Consider the following 15,552-nt stretch of genomic DNA (forward strand, 5'->3'; position numbering starts at 1 on the left):
AACGACGGATACGATGCATTACACTGCTGAATAACCCTGTTCCTGGGCGCACTTGCGAAGCAACGGATGCATGTGGAAAAGCCCGGGTTTGATCTCATCGAGCAACCCGGCGCCGATCAGCTCTTCCACAGCCGGCTCGATCCGGCGTAAGCCGATCTCGGTGACCTCGGCCAACTCCGCACCCGAGACGAACCGCTCAGGTAATCGTCCGAGCGCCAGGAACGCCTGTAAGGCGTCGCCACCAAGCCGCTGAGCCGACGCGGCGAACGCATCACGCAGGCTGTGACCCTCGATCGACCACTCGGCCAGGCCACCTGTGCGCAGGCGTTCGCTGACGGCCGAGGGCGGGCCGCCCTGCCGTACGGCCTCGGCCGCGATGGCGATGGCCAGCGGCAGGCCGGCGCAGGCGGTCACCAGGTCGAGGAGCGCCCCCTCCTCGGCCGATGCCGACAGTGACCTGAACAGGGCCACGGACTCGTCGAACGCCAGCGGTTCCAGGCGCACAGCATGGTCCGTCACGAGGGGCAGAAGCCCTCGACTGGTGATGATCACCGCGCACGTGCCCGAGTTCGGCAGCAGTGAACGCACCTGCCGAGCCGTCCACGCGTCGTCGAGAATCAGCACCACCCTGCGGGAGGCCATCACCTCGCGCCAGAGATCGGCTCTGGCGGTCGTGGCCTCCGGGATCGCGTCGATGGCCACGTCCGCCGCGGCCAGCAATACGCCGAGCGCTTCGTGCTCCCCCAGCGGCTCCCGGCCGCTCGTATGGCCGTGCAGGTCCAGCAGGATCCGGCCGTCGGGATACTCCTCCGCGACCGATGCCGCCACCTGCCTGGCCAGTGAGGTCTTGCCGATCCCTGGCATGCCGTACAGGGCCAGCATCGGCCCGGAACGGCCGGGAGCGGTCAGCGCCTCGGCAAGCCTGACCACCTCCTTCTCCCTGCAGACAGGCACGCGCCGCAACGGCGGGGGTGAAAGGTCGGTGGTCAGGAGCGCCGGGTCCTCCTGCTCTATCTGCTCGGCCAGCCGCTGGAGCTCACGCCCAGGAGGCAGGCCGAGCTCGTCCAGGAATCGGCGATGCGCCTCCTGGTAGGTGATCAGCGCTTCGGCACGCCGCCCGCCCGAGTACAGCGCTCTGATGAGCTGACCCCAGAGCTTCTCCATGTGCGGGAAACGGCCGATCAGGTCACGCAACTGGTAGATGACCTCGGAATGGTGGCCGGAATTCAGGTCATGCGTGATGAGGCGGTCCACCGCGAGCAGTCGCTGCTCTTCGAGCACCGGGCAGATCGACCGCTGCAGCCTGGGCGAAGGGATGTCGACGAGCGGATCGCCGCGCCACAGCCGGAGCGCCTGAAGGAGCAGCCGCCGCTGCTCGAAGGGGTCCGCATCGTCGACGGCCTCGGCGATCAGGTCGTGGAACCGGTGCATGTCCACCGTGCCGCGATTCACGTGCAGCGCGTAGCCGTTCCCGCCCGTCACCAGCCGCCTGCCCTCGGGGTCACCCAGTGACCTGCGCAGCCGCATCACATAGACGCTCAGGCTGGCCCTCGGCCGATGCGGAGGATCCTCGCTCCACACGCAGTCGACCAACTCGTCGTAGGACACCTCGAAGCCGGGATTCACCAGAAGCGCCGCGAGCAGCGCCCGCTGCCTGCCATTCGGGATCGAGCGCAGCTGATCGTCCGTGACCACGTTCAGGCGCCCTAACAGGGCAAAGCTGTCCCTCACGTCACGTCACGCCGGTTGAACACCAGCAACGACACCAGCAACGGCACGACGATCCAGCCCGCCAGCACCGCGACCGCCACCCCCGGAGCGGAGACGGCCGCCACCCCCGGCGCGGAACTCCCCAGCGCCGCCGCCAGCGACCCCGCCGACGGGCTGAGCAGCGCGGCGCGCACCGGGTGCAGCGCCTCCACCCCACCGGTGACCAGCGCCAGCACGCTCTCCGCTCCCGGCGTCCACAACAGCCCGACCGCGATCGCCACCGGCAGACTCTTGGTCAGCACCCCGATCGCGGCCCCCAGCCCGGCGAACGCCGTCATCACCAGCCAGATGACCGCGAACCCGCGCACCCACTCCAGCGGCCCCGGCCACACCAGCGCCGAACCCTCCGCCAGCGCCACACTCAGGCTCGACACCGCCGCCAGCACCAGCGTCAGCACCGCATACCCGGCGGTGACCACGCTGAGCGCGACGAACCGGCCCACCAGGAACGACCCGCGATCGGGAAACCTTGGCAGCAACGTGACCAGCCCCCCGGAGCCGGACACCACCGCGCCCAAGATGACCAGCACCGGCCCGCCGTACAGCGGCAACGACCCGATGACGAAGTCGGCCGCCCGCGCCGGCATCAGGCCGGCCAGCAGCTCCGCGGTCTCCTCGGGCGCGCTCTTGTACAGCAGATAGGACAGCGCGTACGCGAACCCCACGACCTGCACCGACCACACCAGCGCCAGAATCCGCACGGCGGGGCGGCGGCGCAACGCGTGAAGCGCGCCGGAGATCGACAACCGAAGTGCGCTCATGCGATCGGCTCCAGCCGCTCGGAAGTCAGCCCCAGGAACGCCGCCTCCAGCGAGCCACGAGCGGTCCTGAGCTCGCTGACCTCGATCCCGCGGCCCACCAGCAGCCGGTTCAGCTCGCCCGGAGAGGCGGCGTCGGAGGTCAGCTCGACCGTCCCGTCGTGCACCGCCACCACGGCCACCCCCGATACCGCGGCCAGGCAGGCGAGGGCGGCTTCGACGTCGTCGACCCCGATCACGATGCGGGCTCCGCCGACTGAGCTCCGCACCTCTTCGACGGTGCCTTCGGCGACGTTCTTGCCCTGGTGGATGACGGCCACCCGGTCGCAGACCTGCTCCACCTCGCCCAGCAGATGGCTGGAGAGGATCACCGTGCTCCCGCTGTGGCCGAGCGAGCGGATCAGCTCCCGCATGGCCGCCATGCCCTCGGGGTCCAGGCCGTTGGTCGGCTCGTCGAGCACCAGCAGTTCGGGGTCGCCGAGCAGCGCCGCCGCCACGCCCAGACGCTGTTTCATGCCGAGCGAGTAGGTCCGGAACCGCTGATCGGCTTTACTTTCCAGTTCGACCCGGCGCAGAGCTATCGGCACCTGGCCGAACGGAATTCCAGCATATTTCGCGACAAGCAAAAGGTTGTCCCTGCCGGACAGCCACGGAAAGAAGGCGGGCTCCTCGATCAGCGCACCGATCCGGCCGGTGAGCGAACGATGACCGGGCTTGAGGCCCAGCACACTCGCCTCTCCCGACGTCGGCCTGACCAGCCCGAGCAACATCCGCATCACGGTCGTCTTGCCCGCGCCGTTGAGCCCTAGCAAGCCGTAGACCTGTCCGGATTCGATCCGTAAGTTCAGAGCGCTGACGGCATGGATCTGCCCGAAAGATTTGGAGAGAGAACTGGCGAGAATCGCGGTCACGTTACCCCTATCAGGCGTGCTGGCATCCTGTGTGGCAGACGGCTTCGCTTGCCAGACTGGCATAGGCGCAGTCCCACGGCCAGGGTCATTACGCGCTGTGTCACTCGGATGAAACCCAGGTGTTAGCGTGCCACCTGAACTGGAAACATCTTCTCTTTCAATGGCTCGATGTTCTCCGTCGTCCTCGCCTCGGACATCCTTGGCCGTAAGGGCGGAGATCAAGGCGATGACCGGGAATGCGCTGCTCAATTCTGCGGGAGTTCCGGCACGCCGACTGGGTGGCGATGGACCGGGGGCTGCGGTTGGTCGTGACGCCGAGCACCGTGTTGCGCCGGCATGCTTTTCTGGCGCGGCGGCGATGGCCTTCAAGCACCGCAGTCAGGGCCGGCCGTCCTGCTTCTTCGCCTGGCGAGAGGGATCCGATGTGGGGTTGTCGGCGGATCGCCGGAGAATTCGCAAGTCCGGGCCATCGAGTGGGAGTTTCTACGGTGGGGCTCATCTTGCAGAGAGCCGACATCGACCCCGCGCAGGACCGGATGCGTGGCCTGGCCGAGTGGACCCTGTCCTTGCGCGAGCTCGACGAACGCCTGATCGTGGCGTTCCCCCGGTTCCTGGCCAGGTCACAGGCCTATGTTGGCCTTGGCGCCCATGTACGAGCCTGCCTCCGGCCATCCGGCCTGAGCGAGCTTGACAAACCGCAGGGAGAAGCCGAGCGCGGGCAAATCGGTCAGGGCCACGAACTTCACGCCGCGGATCGGCGTGCTGTCTGCGCCCGCCACGACGTCCCCCACGGTGCCTCCGGTGCGGGCGGCCTCGAACGTCATGTGCACGACGTGAGTGTCACAGCCGGGCAGGTTCGGCATTCCGCCCCGCTGTCCGGCAATCGATTGCCGAAGAGCACGTGACGAGCACGAACTCGGCCGTTCTCGCCTTTCCGGAGATGGCCGAGAACCGAGAAGGCCCATGTCGGATGGGGTGTAGGGTGCCCGGGGCTCGAACCTGGAACCAACGGATCAGAAGATCCAGCTCCGGACGGCCTCGTATTTCAACCGCTCCTGATCATCCAGGGCCGCTCGAAAAATCAAATGATCATTAGATGCCTGAAGTGAGACGATCCGGAGTCATGGCCAAGGGGACGATTCTTACAGACCTGAAGAAGGCGAAACGTTCCGGTGAACCCGTGAGGATTGCCCGTGAGATCGCGCGCGCGGTCGACTTGACGCCTACGTGGTGGGCATCGGCTGTAAGTGGGCACTGCTGCACACCATCTCTGACGACCTTCATCTTGATGGCTACTCGGCCATACGCCTTCGCGACATCGAGCACGCGACGTGCTCAGGCTGGGAGGGTTCGACCATGACCCATCGCGCCCTCACCCTGCGCGGGGAGCACCCTCAGCCTCTGGTGGGGATCGACCTGAATTCCACCACGGGCCTCATCACAACCTTGACCAAGGCGTTTCCTCTCATGGCTGTCTACATCGAGAAGATCGACCCACATGTCTGCTACATCGGTCGTGCTCGCGGGGTCACCCGGAAGAAGCGATTGCGTCTCCAGGAGATTGGCCCTGCGGCGGACTGGGCGCTCATGTGTTCCACGAACAAGACGAAGGACATCACCCGGTTCGACGTCGGTGGCGGGTATATCGATGCGCTCCACGCAGTCGGCGGAGATCCACCAGAGGGTTGATCCTCGACAGTGCAGTGTTGCTTGGCCGGAACGCACTTCGGTGTAGCTCAACGAGGCGGGCATCCTGTTCGCGCTTCCCTTCGTTGACCGCCCTGACGGGCACGCCGGCGAGGCGCCGACGGTTACGGCGGGTTGACGTTCCGGCTCCATCAGGCCCTTGACCTCCGGGGCACGGCTCTTGCCTTTTCCCTACCCGAAAAGGTCATCCCGCGCATATCCCACGAGCCTGAGTCGGTCAGGATCGCTCTGTGTCGTTCGTCGTTGAACCCCAACGTCGCCGTACCGCCCTGTAGGCAAGGAGAGCGACACCCGTCAGAGTCAGCAGGGCGCCGGCTGTCATCGCACGGAAGTTCATCAAATCCGCCCGGGCGATGGCCTCGGCTTGCTCCTTCAGCATCTCCGGCGTCGGGTCCTGATAGGGCAGATAGGTGCCCGCGGTCGCCATGCAACTGGCAACCGGTCGCAGGAGTCCGACGCAGATGGCTAAGACCCCGATCGTCCTTCCGCTGATCGTCACGGGGCCAGGCTACCGAGTAGCCACTGTCAGCCTGGGAACTCTTTCAAGATCAAGTCCTCCGGCCAGGAAAACGCTGAACTGGGCATTCGTCCGTCGGATGACTGTGACTCCCAGCTGATCGCTTCAGGAACGGGCACGTGCCTTCTGATCCATGTGGTCGTCCATCCGGGTGGCTCTCAAGGTGGCTCCCATGTGTGGGCTTGCCGGTGCCCGCGTGGGCTGCCAAGTTTCCGCAGTGTCTCACCCACGCCCACAGCTGCAGATATTCGGTTGGCAGCGCCTGAAGGCGTCGTGATACTGCGGTGATGTTCACAGATGCTGACGCTGCCGCCCTGTACGACCGGCTCAATCCGTGGGACGCGACGCGCTGTCCCAGCGACGCGTTCTTCAACGGCCTGGTGATGGATGCAGATGCCGTGCTGGACGTGGGTTGTGGTACGGGCAGCATGCTGCACCAGGCCCGTGACCTCGGTCATCGTGGACGGCTCGTCGGGCTCGACCCCGATCTGGCCGCACTTGATCGGGCCGGGCGACGCACGGACATCGAGTGGGTCGCCGGCGTGGCGGCGGACGCATCCTGGGATCGCCAGTTCGACCTGGCGACCATGGCCGGCAACGCCTTCCAGTGCTTTGTGAGCGACGGGGAACTGTCCACGTCACTGGTCGCGATCAGGAGAGCGCTACGTGACGGCGGCCGGTTCGCGTTCGACACGCGTAACCCCCAGGTGCGCGAGTGGGAGGAGTGGAAGCCGTCGAGCGCCAGCGAGGTCGTGGATGGAAACGGTCGTACGCTTCGCGTGTCACACCACGTCGAGTCGGTGGTCGACGATGTGGTGACGCTCACCGAAACCACCAGTGCGCAGGACGGTACCGTCCTGCGCGTCGATCGGGCGAGCCTGCGATTCCTGGATGTATCGAAGCTTGGCGCGTTTCTGCACGAGGCGGGCTTCGAGATCGAGGCGCAGTACGGCGGCTGGGAGCATGAGGCCGTCTCCGATGCCAGCCGTTCGATCGTCACGATCGCGCGGCGCGCCGCCGCTTGACGCCGACGAGGGCCGCGACGTCCTGGACGCGGCCGGCAGCCAGAGGAACGGCACCCACTGGTCCGTGGCGCTCGCTCTGGGTCTTCGGCAATGCGCAGCCCTGGGCCACCGCTGGAAGTACATGGACCTCAAACGAGGACGCCCCATCGACGCCGGCCAGGACTAGGACGAATGGAAAGAGCAAGGCGCGGACATCAGCACCGTTCAGGAATTCTCGGCCACTCACAACTGACCACGACGAAGCGCTACACCCACATCACGGCGACGCTCTCGACCGAAGCCGCAGCCCGCATGGGCCGGGCACTTTGGGGATATCCGCAACTCGAACTGCAACCGGGCGGGCTTCCAGATCATGATGATCGGGGAGTCCGCCCAGGTCGTCGAGGTAGGGCGCCCGGGGCTCGAACCCGGAACCTACGGATTAAAAGTCCGAAGCTTTTATGTCAATCCATATCTCTACGTGTTCTAATGCACCACTTCATGCGTGAACATACAGATCTGAAATGTCCCAAAATGCCGCATGGTGCTAGAACGTATTGTTTCCCGAAGAGCACGTGGCGAGCACGTGATCATGGTTTCGTTGGCGGCGGCGGGCGCTGATTGCATCGGCTTGACTATCCAGATTCTCTCGAAGATACCTTGTGGAACCCGGCTTCATGTAACCCAACAGCGGGCTCACGGGCGATTCACCCAAGTCATGAGCTCATGCCGCAGGCCGGTCAGCGCTCCCACCGCCCGTGACCGCACTGCTGCCCAGGCGCCGCTCCAGTTCGGTGGCGCGTCGTGAATGCCGAGGTCACGCAGTTTGGCTGTTAGCCCCCCGCCCTCGGTGATGCCATGCTGTTCGGCATTCCGGGCCTGGCGGATGGTCCGCAGCGTACGGATGGCTTTGTCCACGGCGGGATGCTGCTCCGCGGGGAGCTTGTGGTGCAGGCAGTCTTCAAGGCGGTTGAGGCTGCCCCGCAGCTGACCCTCGTCTCGTTTCTGTTCCTCTTCAGACCGGGGCCGCAGCAGCTTTTCATCTACCTTGATCCGGTCGATCAGGTCGGCCAGGTCGCTCATCCTCGTCTCGAACTCAGCGCGGGTCGCGCACTCCAGCGACAGAGCGGCGGGCGTTGCTACCGTGCTGAGCGACAGCAGCGGCGTCTTCTTGTCGAAGGCCAGCCGCCATACGGCGTCGAGTACGTCGAACGCTTCGGCCAGTTCCAAGGGCGAGGCGGGGGTGATGGTCGGCTCTTGGACCTCCACGAGGCGCTGCCAGCAGTCGTGGCCGCCGGCCCGGCACTGGCCGATCTTGTACACCTTCTCGTGATGCCCCTTGTCACACAGGGCGGACCTGACGCTGCGTTCCACGATGCCGCCCAGGGTGCTCGTGGCCGCCACCTTGGAGTGCATCAGGTGCGAGCAGATGAAGTCGGTGTCGGGCAGGCCGCAGTCTCGGCAGAGCGGCTTGCTGGTCGGGGCCGTGAGACGGCTCTTGATGGTGATGTTGGTGAGCGTCGCGTCCGCTTCGCTGGCTGCGGTGCAGAACAGGTCGCGTTGTAGCCGAACCTGATAGTCGCATGTCTTCTCGTGGACGAGCGCCAGCAACTCCGGAACGTTCTCCGTGGTCAGCCCCCATACATCACCAACGTTGTGGGGCTTGGTGTCATTGCTCAGCCAGTCCTTGGTCAAGAGCTCCAGCCGGCGCACACCGTACAGCAGTAACGCCTGACTAACTTGGTCCTCCGCCTCGGCGGTCGAGAACCCGAGCGCTTCGAGCTGGCGTGTGCCGTTGAGGCTGCCCTCCCAGGACAGTTGTACGTGCACCCGAAACAGCAGGCTGCCTCCTACATGCACGGTGAGGCACGGGACGAACGGGTGGAGGTCAACGACTCCGCCGGGTTGGTAGGGCATTGCTCCGACGTAGGAGATGACAGCCTCGGGCATAGCGCACTCCTCGGGTACGCGGGGCGTCCGACTCGTGGACGGTGGCCTGGGGAGGCCAGCCGACCAGGCTATCAGCGTGCCGACAATTTGAAGGGCCATTCCTGCTTGCGGCCGTGCGATGAGCGGGTGCCCAGAATTAGGGGTTACACGCGCGTCGGAGTACCGACAGGTTGGCGTTTACGGAGACGAGGCGCAGCTTCCCCGACGAAGCAGGACACCCTGAGGCCGGCCGAGGCCTGTACCTGGTCCCGCAGAGGCCACACTCCCACCGTCACCGTCACGAGCAAGGGCACCGGACGGGTCAAGCTTGCCGGCCTGTTCTGCTTCAAACCGGGGCAGCGCACGCGGCTGATCTACCGGATGAGGGTCTATCAGCGCCGCAGGAGCGAGCGCAAAGGCTTCAACGAGAGCGCCTGTGCCCCTGCTGGACGCCGCCGACCAGCAGTTGGGCAGACCTATCGTGCTGATCCGGGACAACGTCCACACCCACGTCAGCGCTCGGATGCGCGCGCTGATGGGCTTGAGTAGGAGAGCCTGCCCCCAGGAAATCGGACAGTTTCCGATATACCGCGTGCCGAGGTCTATCGCGGACCAATGGGCAACCGCCGAGTAGTCAATGACTCCCCGCTTGGCCTTACCTGAAAAAATTGCTCGCTCCGAACTAGCCCAAGTCAGAAATCTGAGGCTCTTGTGAACGGCGTGAGCTACCAGGTCCCACGTGTCAGAGCGAGTTGCGTTCTCAGCGGGTCCATAACCGTTAGTCCAGTGTCGGGTGCTTGGCATATGATCATCTCGTGCCGGATCTCACAACACACGAAGCTGGCCTTCGTCTGCTTGCGCTGGACCGCGACTACCTCTGGCAGATCGGGCAAGCCTGCATTCGACGTCCTCAGGCGACTGTCTGGCCCATGCTATGCACTCTGCACCACCTTGCCCTGATCAACTACGAGGGCAGGAAACATTTGGAAGGGGCCGATCCAGGGCAGCTTCCGACCGTGCCGTCCCTCGAAGAGAGTGCCATGGAGGCATCCAGGCACGCCAACAAACTCTTTCTCGATACCCATAGATATGTCGACGGTGTCGCCGAGCACTATGGGCTGATTTCTGGGCAGCATCACAGCATCTTCTTCGCCGATACACGAGGGAGGCTTGGTCGGCTGCTGGACCGGCTTCGAGATGATCTGGGGATCGTACGCTATCGGCAGCAATTGATCGGTACCACGCATTCGGTGCACTACAACTCCGGCATGCCGCCTGAGGTGTTCGGCTCGTCCGCCATGGGACAACGAATGCACGAGATCGCGAGGGATATGGCGGCCTTCGCTCAATCTGATCCGAGTTCGGCGGCCGAGAAGACGATTTGCTGGCTCGACCTTATCGAGGAACATGAGGTGGAGAGTTCGGATGCGAAGTCCTGGCAGTTTTACCGGAATGTTTTTGACGGGAGCGTGCCGGCCAATATGGCGGCAGCGCTGATCTCGGTGCAGGCGGCCTGCGCCACAGTAGAGTTACTGGTGGGCGAGTCGCCACGTCTGCCTGACGGCTCTTGGCCGGTGCCAGTACTCAAGCTGCGATACATCACCTTATTTCAGGTTCTCGATAGCCTGAAGTGCTTGGCTGAACAGCACGGCGTGGTGCTACCGAGCCCTCTGCTTTCCTGTTCTGATGTTCAAGAAGTCTTGTCGCCAGGTGGGAGGAGACTAAGGAATACCTTGGTGCATTATGGGGTGATACTTCCCGGGGTTTCCTCCCTTCCGGCTGACCGCCCACTCTTCGGCCTTGTCGAGCACTTTATGGATGGCCTGAACTACATCGAGCTAGGTGTAATGGTTGACGACCTGCTCCGTAAGTCGAGCGAGCTTCTTCGAGGATGGTCTGGAATCGATTGATGCATCGGAAAATCTGAGCCAGACGCCTATATCCTTCGACGGAGCTTTCCTGCTGACCATGTCTGCCAGTCAACGGTGCATGAGGTCTCCGATTGGGTCGCCTTCCGCCCTACCCTCCACCAGCAGCGATGGCCGGCAGCATACTCGCGCCGTGCGAGGCACATGACGACACGCATTATGTCTCAGCGATCTCCGGCGTAACCCCACCGGTAGTCGCTGTCGCCAAAGCGGCTGCCCATCCTGCAAACTGGCTTGGCCGCGACCACTCAGCGTTCTGTGAATGCCGCTCTGGAAGCTGCCAAGCCCGGGTGTGAAAGGTGCGTTAAGGGCGGGGAACAGCCGCTAGGAGCGCTCGTATCCGCCGGCTCAGCAGAGCACCACAACCGGTGGTGTGTACGAGTTCTGCGAGGTTACGCCACATTTGGCGTCGGAGGTCTTCCACCGAGATCTCATGGTGGCGAGCCAAAACTCTCTCCAGGGTTGCGACGTTGCCGGGCAGTTGCCGTTGTGCGGAGGTTCGGTCGCCGAAGGGGTGATCCGTTTCGGTGAACAGGCGGTTGAGCGGGATGGTTTTGAGCACTTCTGTTCGGCGCGCCGATGCGGCATTGACCGAGAAGTAGCAGCCGAGATCGACCGCGCGGGCGGTCGTACGGGGATTGCCCAACCACCAGTGGAGGACGACCCCAGGTGCTGGGCACCTTTGCACCTCATCCACAACGTCATCCGTGGCTCCGCTGCTGTGCAAGCTGAGGATCCGCGGTGTCTCCTTCAAGACCTTGAGAGCTCCCTGGAGGGTTCGGCGCTGCCGGTCAAGGTCGATCTTGCTCCGCCCGTCGAGCCCGAACTCGCTGACGAAAGCGGTTCCCGCGATCAGCGAGCTGAAGGTGGCTTCGTCGAAACTGCTATGGCTTCGCGCGAGTCCGGGGTGGCTGCCCACACCCCAGACAATCGTCTCGTCGCGGCGCTGCAACGCCTGCGCTGCCTCGGCGAGCGAACGTGTCGCCGCGAAGATGACGGCGCCGAGGCCACGGAGATCGTCCTCGGACACGCTGACGTCGATGTGCGCGTGCAGATCCAGCGGCGGCAGGACAGTCCTCATGCGAACAACAACTCCAGTTCAGCGACGCCTCGTTTGCATAGGTCATAAGCATCCCGGGTGGAGTAGGACGACGGCAGGCTGAGTACGCTCACGTCAGCAGGGCGCAGGCCACGGGTGACAAAGTCCCGGATGGAAGCCTCGACCGATTTCCCTTCAAGGTATGTCTCCGGCCGCACACTATGGGTCACCAAGTAGTCCGTCTGATCGGACAGGCCCGAAGCGAGGAACGACGCCCGCCGAAGGAGACATCCGAAGCAGACCCCGCAGTGGACACTGAAGGGAAAATGGTGGGTGCGCTGCCCGGTGTGCGCGCAGGAGTGTGTGGCGCTCAACAGAGACGATGCGGCTTCGGCACCCACCAGATCGGCTGCCGTCCGGAACATCTCACCCTTGGTCATCAAGTCGAACGGGTTGTCGATCTCGGCATGCGCGCCGGCTTCGGTGGCGAGCTCGGCGAGCTGTTGCAGGAAGAGCGGATGGGTGGTTCGGGTCGAGAGGCTGCCACGCTGGTCGGCGGCCATTGGTGGGTTGAGCGAAGCGAAGCCGTTTTCGGGGATCCATAGAGGCACTCTCTCGATGGACGCAAGAGCGAGCCCGAGAGCGAGAAAGAGCAGTGACCGGGTTCGGGTGGAGTACTCGTTGTGGAAGGTGAAGCCGCCAGGCTGCTTTTTCACACGTGAGAAGCGGATCTGTCGGTGGAACTGCTCTGGTCCGCTAGTCAGCAAGCCGATCTGCTGCACGATGTCCCGCTGCACGGGCGCGATGTTGGTCGCGCCTACATGGGAGACAAGAAGATGAGATGTGTCCGCCAAGTCGTGGCGGGACATAAGCATTCCGATCGTGGAATCTGCCCCGCCGCTGGCCAGAACCACTCGTTTCGCACCGCCGTAGCGGTACGCGCTGACCTTTTCCCGGGGCGTGGTCGCCCTCCGAAACCGCAACGTCCACGCATCGCCGGACAGGAATGCCAGTAGGGCCTCGAACCGCTCGCGAAGGCGGAGCCACCGTTCGGGTTCGGCGACCGGCACCTCGATGTCCAAATCGCGACGCGACCAGTTGGAGCCTCCCGCACGCCGGGGCGTTGAGCGATCGGCCGCATACACCATAACCGCGAGCCGGACCAGGTCGACGTTCGTTTCCATTACCGGGCCGAGCATGCCGAGACCTGGGCCCAACGGGGAGATGAAGGAGCCGGCTCCTTTCAGCGGCCAGAAGAAGCGCGATTTGGCGAGCCCTGTAGAGACGTCGTCCGGCACGGAGAATCGCATGGTGTAGGCGGGCATCAGGAAGCCCCTTGTATGAGCCGCATGGCTTCGATTCCGTTCTCGATGGCCCGGGAGAACTCTTCTGCTGTCGGTCCCGTGGCAGAAAGAGGGGCCCGAAGCGCCAAGGCGTGGGCGATCTCCAGGAGTTGTCTTTCGGCCTCTTCGCTGGCCCATTCCGGGCGCTCGCCCTTGCGCAGCCGAGCTGCGGTCTCGCTGCTCGCGGCCTCGAAGATGATTCGGGTGATCGCCTCTCTGACGACCTCCTCCGGACTGGGTGGAGCGCCATCGGCGTCGGACTCCAGTATCCACTCCGCCACCATCGCCGCGACGACCCGCTGTTCCTCGTCTTCGATGGTGCCGTCGGGGAGGGGTCCGCATGCCGCTGCGACGATCTGGCGGGTGACGTCGATCGGATCTGGATTCGCGCGAAGGCTTGCGTAGTCGAGACCCAGCTCCCGGAGAACCGCAGTGTTGCCGGTCCTCAGGCCGAATGCCGCAGCTGCTGCCCGTCCGGCGGTGTTCGCAGAGCGTGTCGTCGTGCGTTGGGCACCACCACCGTGGCTGGCGCCTGGGGTTCCTCTCCCGGCGTTGCCTCCGGCGCCACCTGGTCCGTCAGCGTGTCCGGTCGCGGGCCGGAACATCCCGATGACCGGCAGAAGGCTCTCTGGCCGAAGACGCGGAATGGGCTGCTGGTTGTCGGGGAGATTCTGATCTATGCGGGGAGGTGTGGGCGGTAGTTCGTTGAGCCAGTCATCGATGGTCTTGCGCAGCTTATTGCCGGCAGCGCCGCCTCCACCGGTATAGGAGCCTTTGGTTCCCATTAGGCGATCCCGCCCGAAAGTAGCCCGTGCAGCGCTCGCTTCGTACTGTTGTCAGGCAGCTTCGCCTGCCAGCCCTCCATTACGTCCCGAAACCTGGTCATATCGGCACGTTCGAAGCGCAGCACTGTCTGCGCCTGCAATTCCGCCGCGGGAATGGAGCCAAGCGACTTGGCTGCGGCCTCGACGAGTGAGCCATGCACGCGGGTGATGCGCAGGATCCCGACCACGCCGACGGTTTGCTGCGCCGTTCGGTCCCGGGCGACGCGACCGAGGTGCTGCACGATCGCCAGCGCGTCGGCGGTTGTGAGCGCGGCGAGGTCGGCTTCGGTGACCGACTTTTGCTCCGCCCGGCTGCTGGAGAGCAGGTTGGCCGTGATGTCGCGCAGCCGTTCCGGCAGACCGACATCGAGCAGGACCTGTCCGGTGAATGAGGCGGCCAGATACAGATACGGGGCGAGGTCCAGGCCCCCCAACGCGGGTGTGAGCTTGGCCCAACGCACCAGGTCATCGGTGAAACCAGGGCCGTCGGCCTCTGCTGGAGGACGTTTTGTGTCGGCCTCGGCAGGGGGTTCTGCGTCTGTGTCCGACGTGGCCTCTGCTGGTGTCGGCCTGCCCGCGGCGGTTTCCAATGCCTGGATCTGGTCACGCAGTTCGCCCTTGGCCAGCCAGTCGAGGACCTTCTTGAAGCCGTCGTCGAGGAGAACTTCGAGCACCATGAGCTTGGCCACGATCTCGGGAGCCAAGCTGATCCCGCGATGCTGCGCAACGGATTGGCGCACCCGCAGGTCGTTGAGGAAGCGCTTGATGCGTCGGGGGTTGCCGCGCAGTTTCTCGTAGAGGATCGGCGTCAGCCGGGAGGCGAACGCCATTTCGGCGGTGATGTCGCGTCCCGGCATGTCGGCCAGGTCGTCGAGCAAGCCGCTGCCTGATCGGAGGTCCGCGCAGCTGTCGATGTATGGCTGAAGTTCGTGCTTTTCGAGCTCGTGGGAGAGTTGGAGCAGCACGAGGTACGCCTCGGTGTCGAAGCGACTGAGCGCGGGGAGCGGCACGGTGGTCTGCACGATCTTGTGCAGATACAGACTGGCCGCTTCCTCCGGCGACTCGCCTCTGCCGTTGCCCGCGCCTTCGATGACGGAGAATCGGGGGCGCAGCGCCTCGGCGACCTTGTGCTCGTCGGCCGCGATTACAAACGACATCTTGGGCACCGCCAGGAACAGCCGGATGGTCTCCAGCGTGCCGACCACCGTTTCGTACAGGCAGCGGTCGAGGTCATCGACGAGGACCACCACTCGCCTGATGTGGGCGAGTTGCTTGGACCCCATGAGGTTCTCGAACTCGGTGCGGAACGCCTCCAGCCCTCGAGCCTCCCCGCCCTCTGCGCCGTTGGCGTCGGTATTGACGAGTTTCGTCAGGTCATCCACGGTCGGAAGCTGAAGCGCGAGCGATGTCTTGCCGGCGATCTGCAACGCCTTGGACCAGTCGACACGCCTTCTCAGCTTCTTCACCATTTCGCGAGCCTGGCCCTTCGCGCCGGCTTCCTCGCGGATCTCCTGTTCGAGCGCGCCCAGCACCTCCGAGATGAGCGTCTCCTTCGCGCCCACGCCGGGGTCGTACCGCCAAGGGTCCGTATCGACGATGAGAACTTGCTCATCCGGCCCCAGATTGTGTTCGGCCAGGGCAGCACGCACCAGCCGCAGTACTGTGGTTTTCCCGCTTCCCCATGATCCGGAGACGCCGATCGCGACTGGATCGAGCGTGTCGTCGAGCACCGCCTCGGCGACCGTCTGCGCCACAGCGTCGGAGGCGAGGAGATCGACAAGGGATGGTTCGTCAAGCCACAGACCGGAAGATCGCTGTCCAT

General features: G+C 64.5%; 13 protein-coding genes. 3 read left to right on the forward strand and 10 right to left on the reverse strand.

All coding sequences use genetic code 11. The annotated features are described in order from the left end of the window. Window positions 1-18: 18 nt before the first annotated feature. The 4 genes from AB0C33_RS37505 to AB0C33_RS37520 all read right to left on the reverse strand — a co-directional run bounded on the left by AB0C33_RS37505 (window position 19) and on the right by AB0C33_RS37520 (window position 4,263). A complete protein-coding gene (locus AB0C33_RS37505) occupies window positions 19-1,695 on the reverse strand; it encodes a BTAD domain-containing putative transcriptional regulator (RefSeq protein WP_358296518.1) in 1,677 nt (558 codons plus the stop codon). A 32-nt stretch (window positions 1,696-1,727) separates the two neighbouring features. Next, the gene (locus AB0C33_RS37510; protein WP_358296521.1) at window positions 1,728-2,531 is read right to left on the reverse strand and encodes a hypothetical protein; all 804 of its coding nucleotides are present in this window, start codon (window positions 2,529-2,531) and stop codon (window positions 1,728-1,730) included. Continuing rightward, the gene (locus tag AB0C33_RS37515; RefSeq protein ID WP_358296523.1) at window positions 2,528-3,439 is read right to left on the reverse strand and encodes an ABC transporter ATP-binding protein; all 912 of its coding nucleotides are present in this window, start codon (window positions 3,437-3,439) and stop codon (window positions 2,528-2,530) included. Before AB0C33_RS37515 ends, AB0C33_RS37510 begins: the two co-directional genes overlap by 4 nt. 620 nt (window positions 3,440-4,059) lie before the next feature. Then, window positions 4,060-4,263, reverse strand: a complete 204-nt coding sequence (locus tag AB0C33_RS37520) for a hypothetical protein (RefSeq protein WP_358296543.1) — start codon at window positions 4,261-4,263, stop codon at window positions 4,060-4,062. Between the two features lie 403 nt (window positions 4,264-4,666). Between AB0C33_RS37520 and AB0C33_RS37525 the strand changes: the two genes are divergently transcribed. Beyond that, entirely contained in the window at window positions 4,667-5,128 is a 462-nt protein-coding gene (locus AB0C33_RS37525) for a hypothetical protein (RefSeq protein ID WP_358296546.1), read from the forward strand. 235 nt (window positions 5,129-5,363) lie between these two features. Here AB0C33_RS37525 and AB0C33_RS37530 read toward each other — a convergent pair whose 3' ends face one another. Then, window positions 5,364-5,645 carry a hypothetical protein gene (locus tag AB0C33_RS37530; RefSeq protein ID WP_358296549.1) on the reverse strand — a complete coding sequence of 94 codons (282 nt, stop codon included), beginning with the start codon at window positions 5,643-5,645 and terminating at the stop codon, window positions 5,364-5,366. A 305-nt stretch (window positions 5,646-5,950) separates the two neighbouring features. On the opposite strand from AB0C33_RS37530, the gene AB0C33_RS37535 reads away from it, so the two are divergent. Further along, window positions 5,951-6,688, forward strand: a complete 738-nt coding sequence (locus AB0C33_RS37535) for a class I SAM-dependent methyltransferase (protein WP_358296552.1) — start codon at window positions 5,951-5,953, stop codon at window positions 6,686-6,688. Window positions 6,689-7,363: 675 nt separating this feature from the next. Here AB0C33_RS37535 and AB0C33_RS37540 read toward each other — a convergent pair. Beyond that, complete coding sequence (locus AB0C33_RS37540; RefSeq protein WP_358296554.1) at window positions 7,364-8,617, reverse strand: hypothetical protein; 1,254 nt, start codon at window positions 8,615-8,617, stop codon at window positions 7,364-7,366. 776 nt (window positions 8,618-9,393) lie between these two features. Between AB0C33_RS37540 and AB0C33_RS37545 the strand changes: the two genes are divergently transcribed. Further along, window positions 9,394-10,506: a hypothetical protein gene (locus AB0C33_RS37545; RefSeq protein ID WP_358296557.1), complete on the forward strand. Its 1,113-nt coding sequence runs from the start codon at window positions 9,394-9,396 to the stop codon at window positions 10,504-10,506. A 322-nt stretch (window positions 10,507-10,828) separates the two neighbouring features. On the opposite strand, the gene AB0C33_RS37550 is transcribed toward AB0C33_RS37545, so the two are convergent. From AB0C33_RS37550 to AB0C33_RS37565, 4 genes are read right to left on the reverse strand one after another with little or no spacing between them, the layout of a single operon-like run. Next, on the reverse strand, window positions 10,829-11,605 hold the full coding sequence (locus AB0C33_RS37550) for a TatD family hydrolase (protein WP_358296560.1): 777 nt from the start codon (window positions 11,603-11,605) through the stop codon (window positions 10,829-10,831). Next, on the reverse strand, window positions 11,602-12,888 hold the full coding sequence (locus AB0C33_RS37555) for a 7-cyano-7-deazaguanine synthase (protein ID WP_358296592.1): 1,287 nt from the start codon (window positions 12,886-12,888) through the stop codon (window positions 11,602-11,604). The genes AB0C33_RS37550 and AB0C33_RS37555 overlap by 4 nt, the downstream gene beginning before the upstream one ends. Continuing rightward, on the reverse strand, window positions 12,888-13,691 hold the full coding sequence (locus tag AB0C33_RS37560) for a hypothetical protein (RefSeq protein ID WP_358296595.1): 804 nt from the start codon (window positions 13,689-13,691) through the stop codon (window positions 12,888-12,890). Before AB0C33_RS37560 ends, AB0C33_RS37555 begins: the two co-directional genes overlap by 1 nt. After that, on the reverse strand, window positions 13,691-15,484 hold the full coding sequence (locus AB0C33_RS37565; protein ID WP_358296598.1) for a P-loop NTPase fold protein: 1,794 nt from the start codon (window positions 15,482-15,484) through the stop codon (window positions 13,691-13,693). The genes AB0C33_RS37560 and AB0C33_RS37565 overlap by 1 nt, the downstream gene beginning before the upstream one ends. Window positions 15,485-15,552: the final 68 nt, after the last annotated feature.

This window comes from Nonomuraea sp. NPDC048881 (genome assembly GCF_040649795.1).
GTDB lineage: Bacteria > Actinomycetota > Actinomycetes > Streptosporangiales > Streptosporangiaceae > Nonomuraea.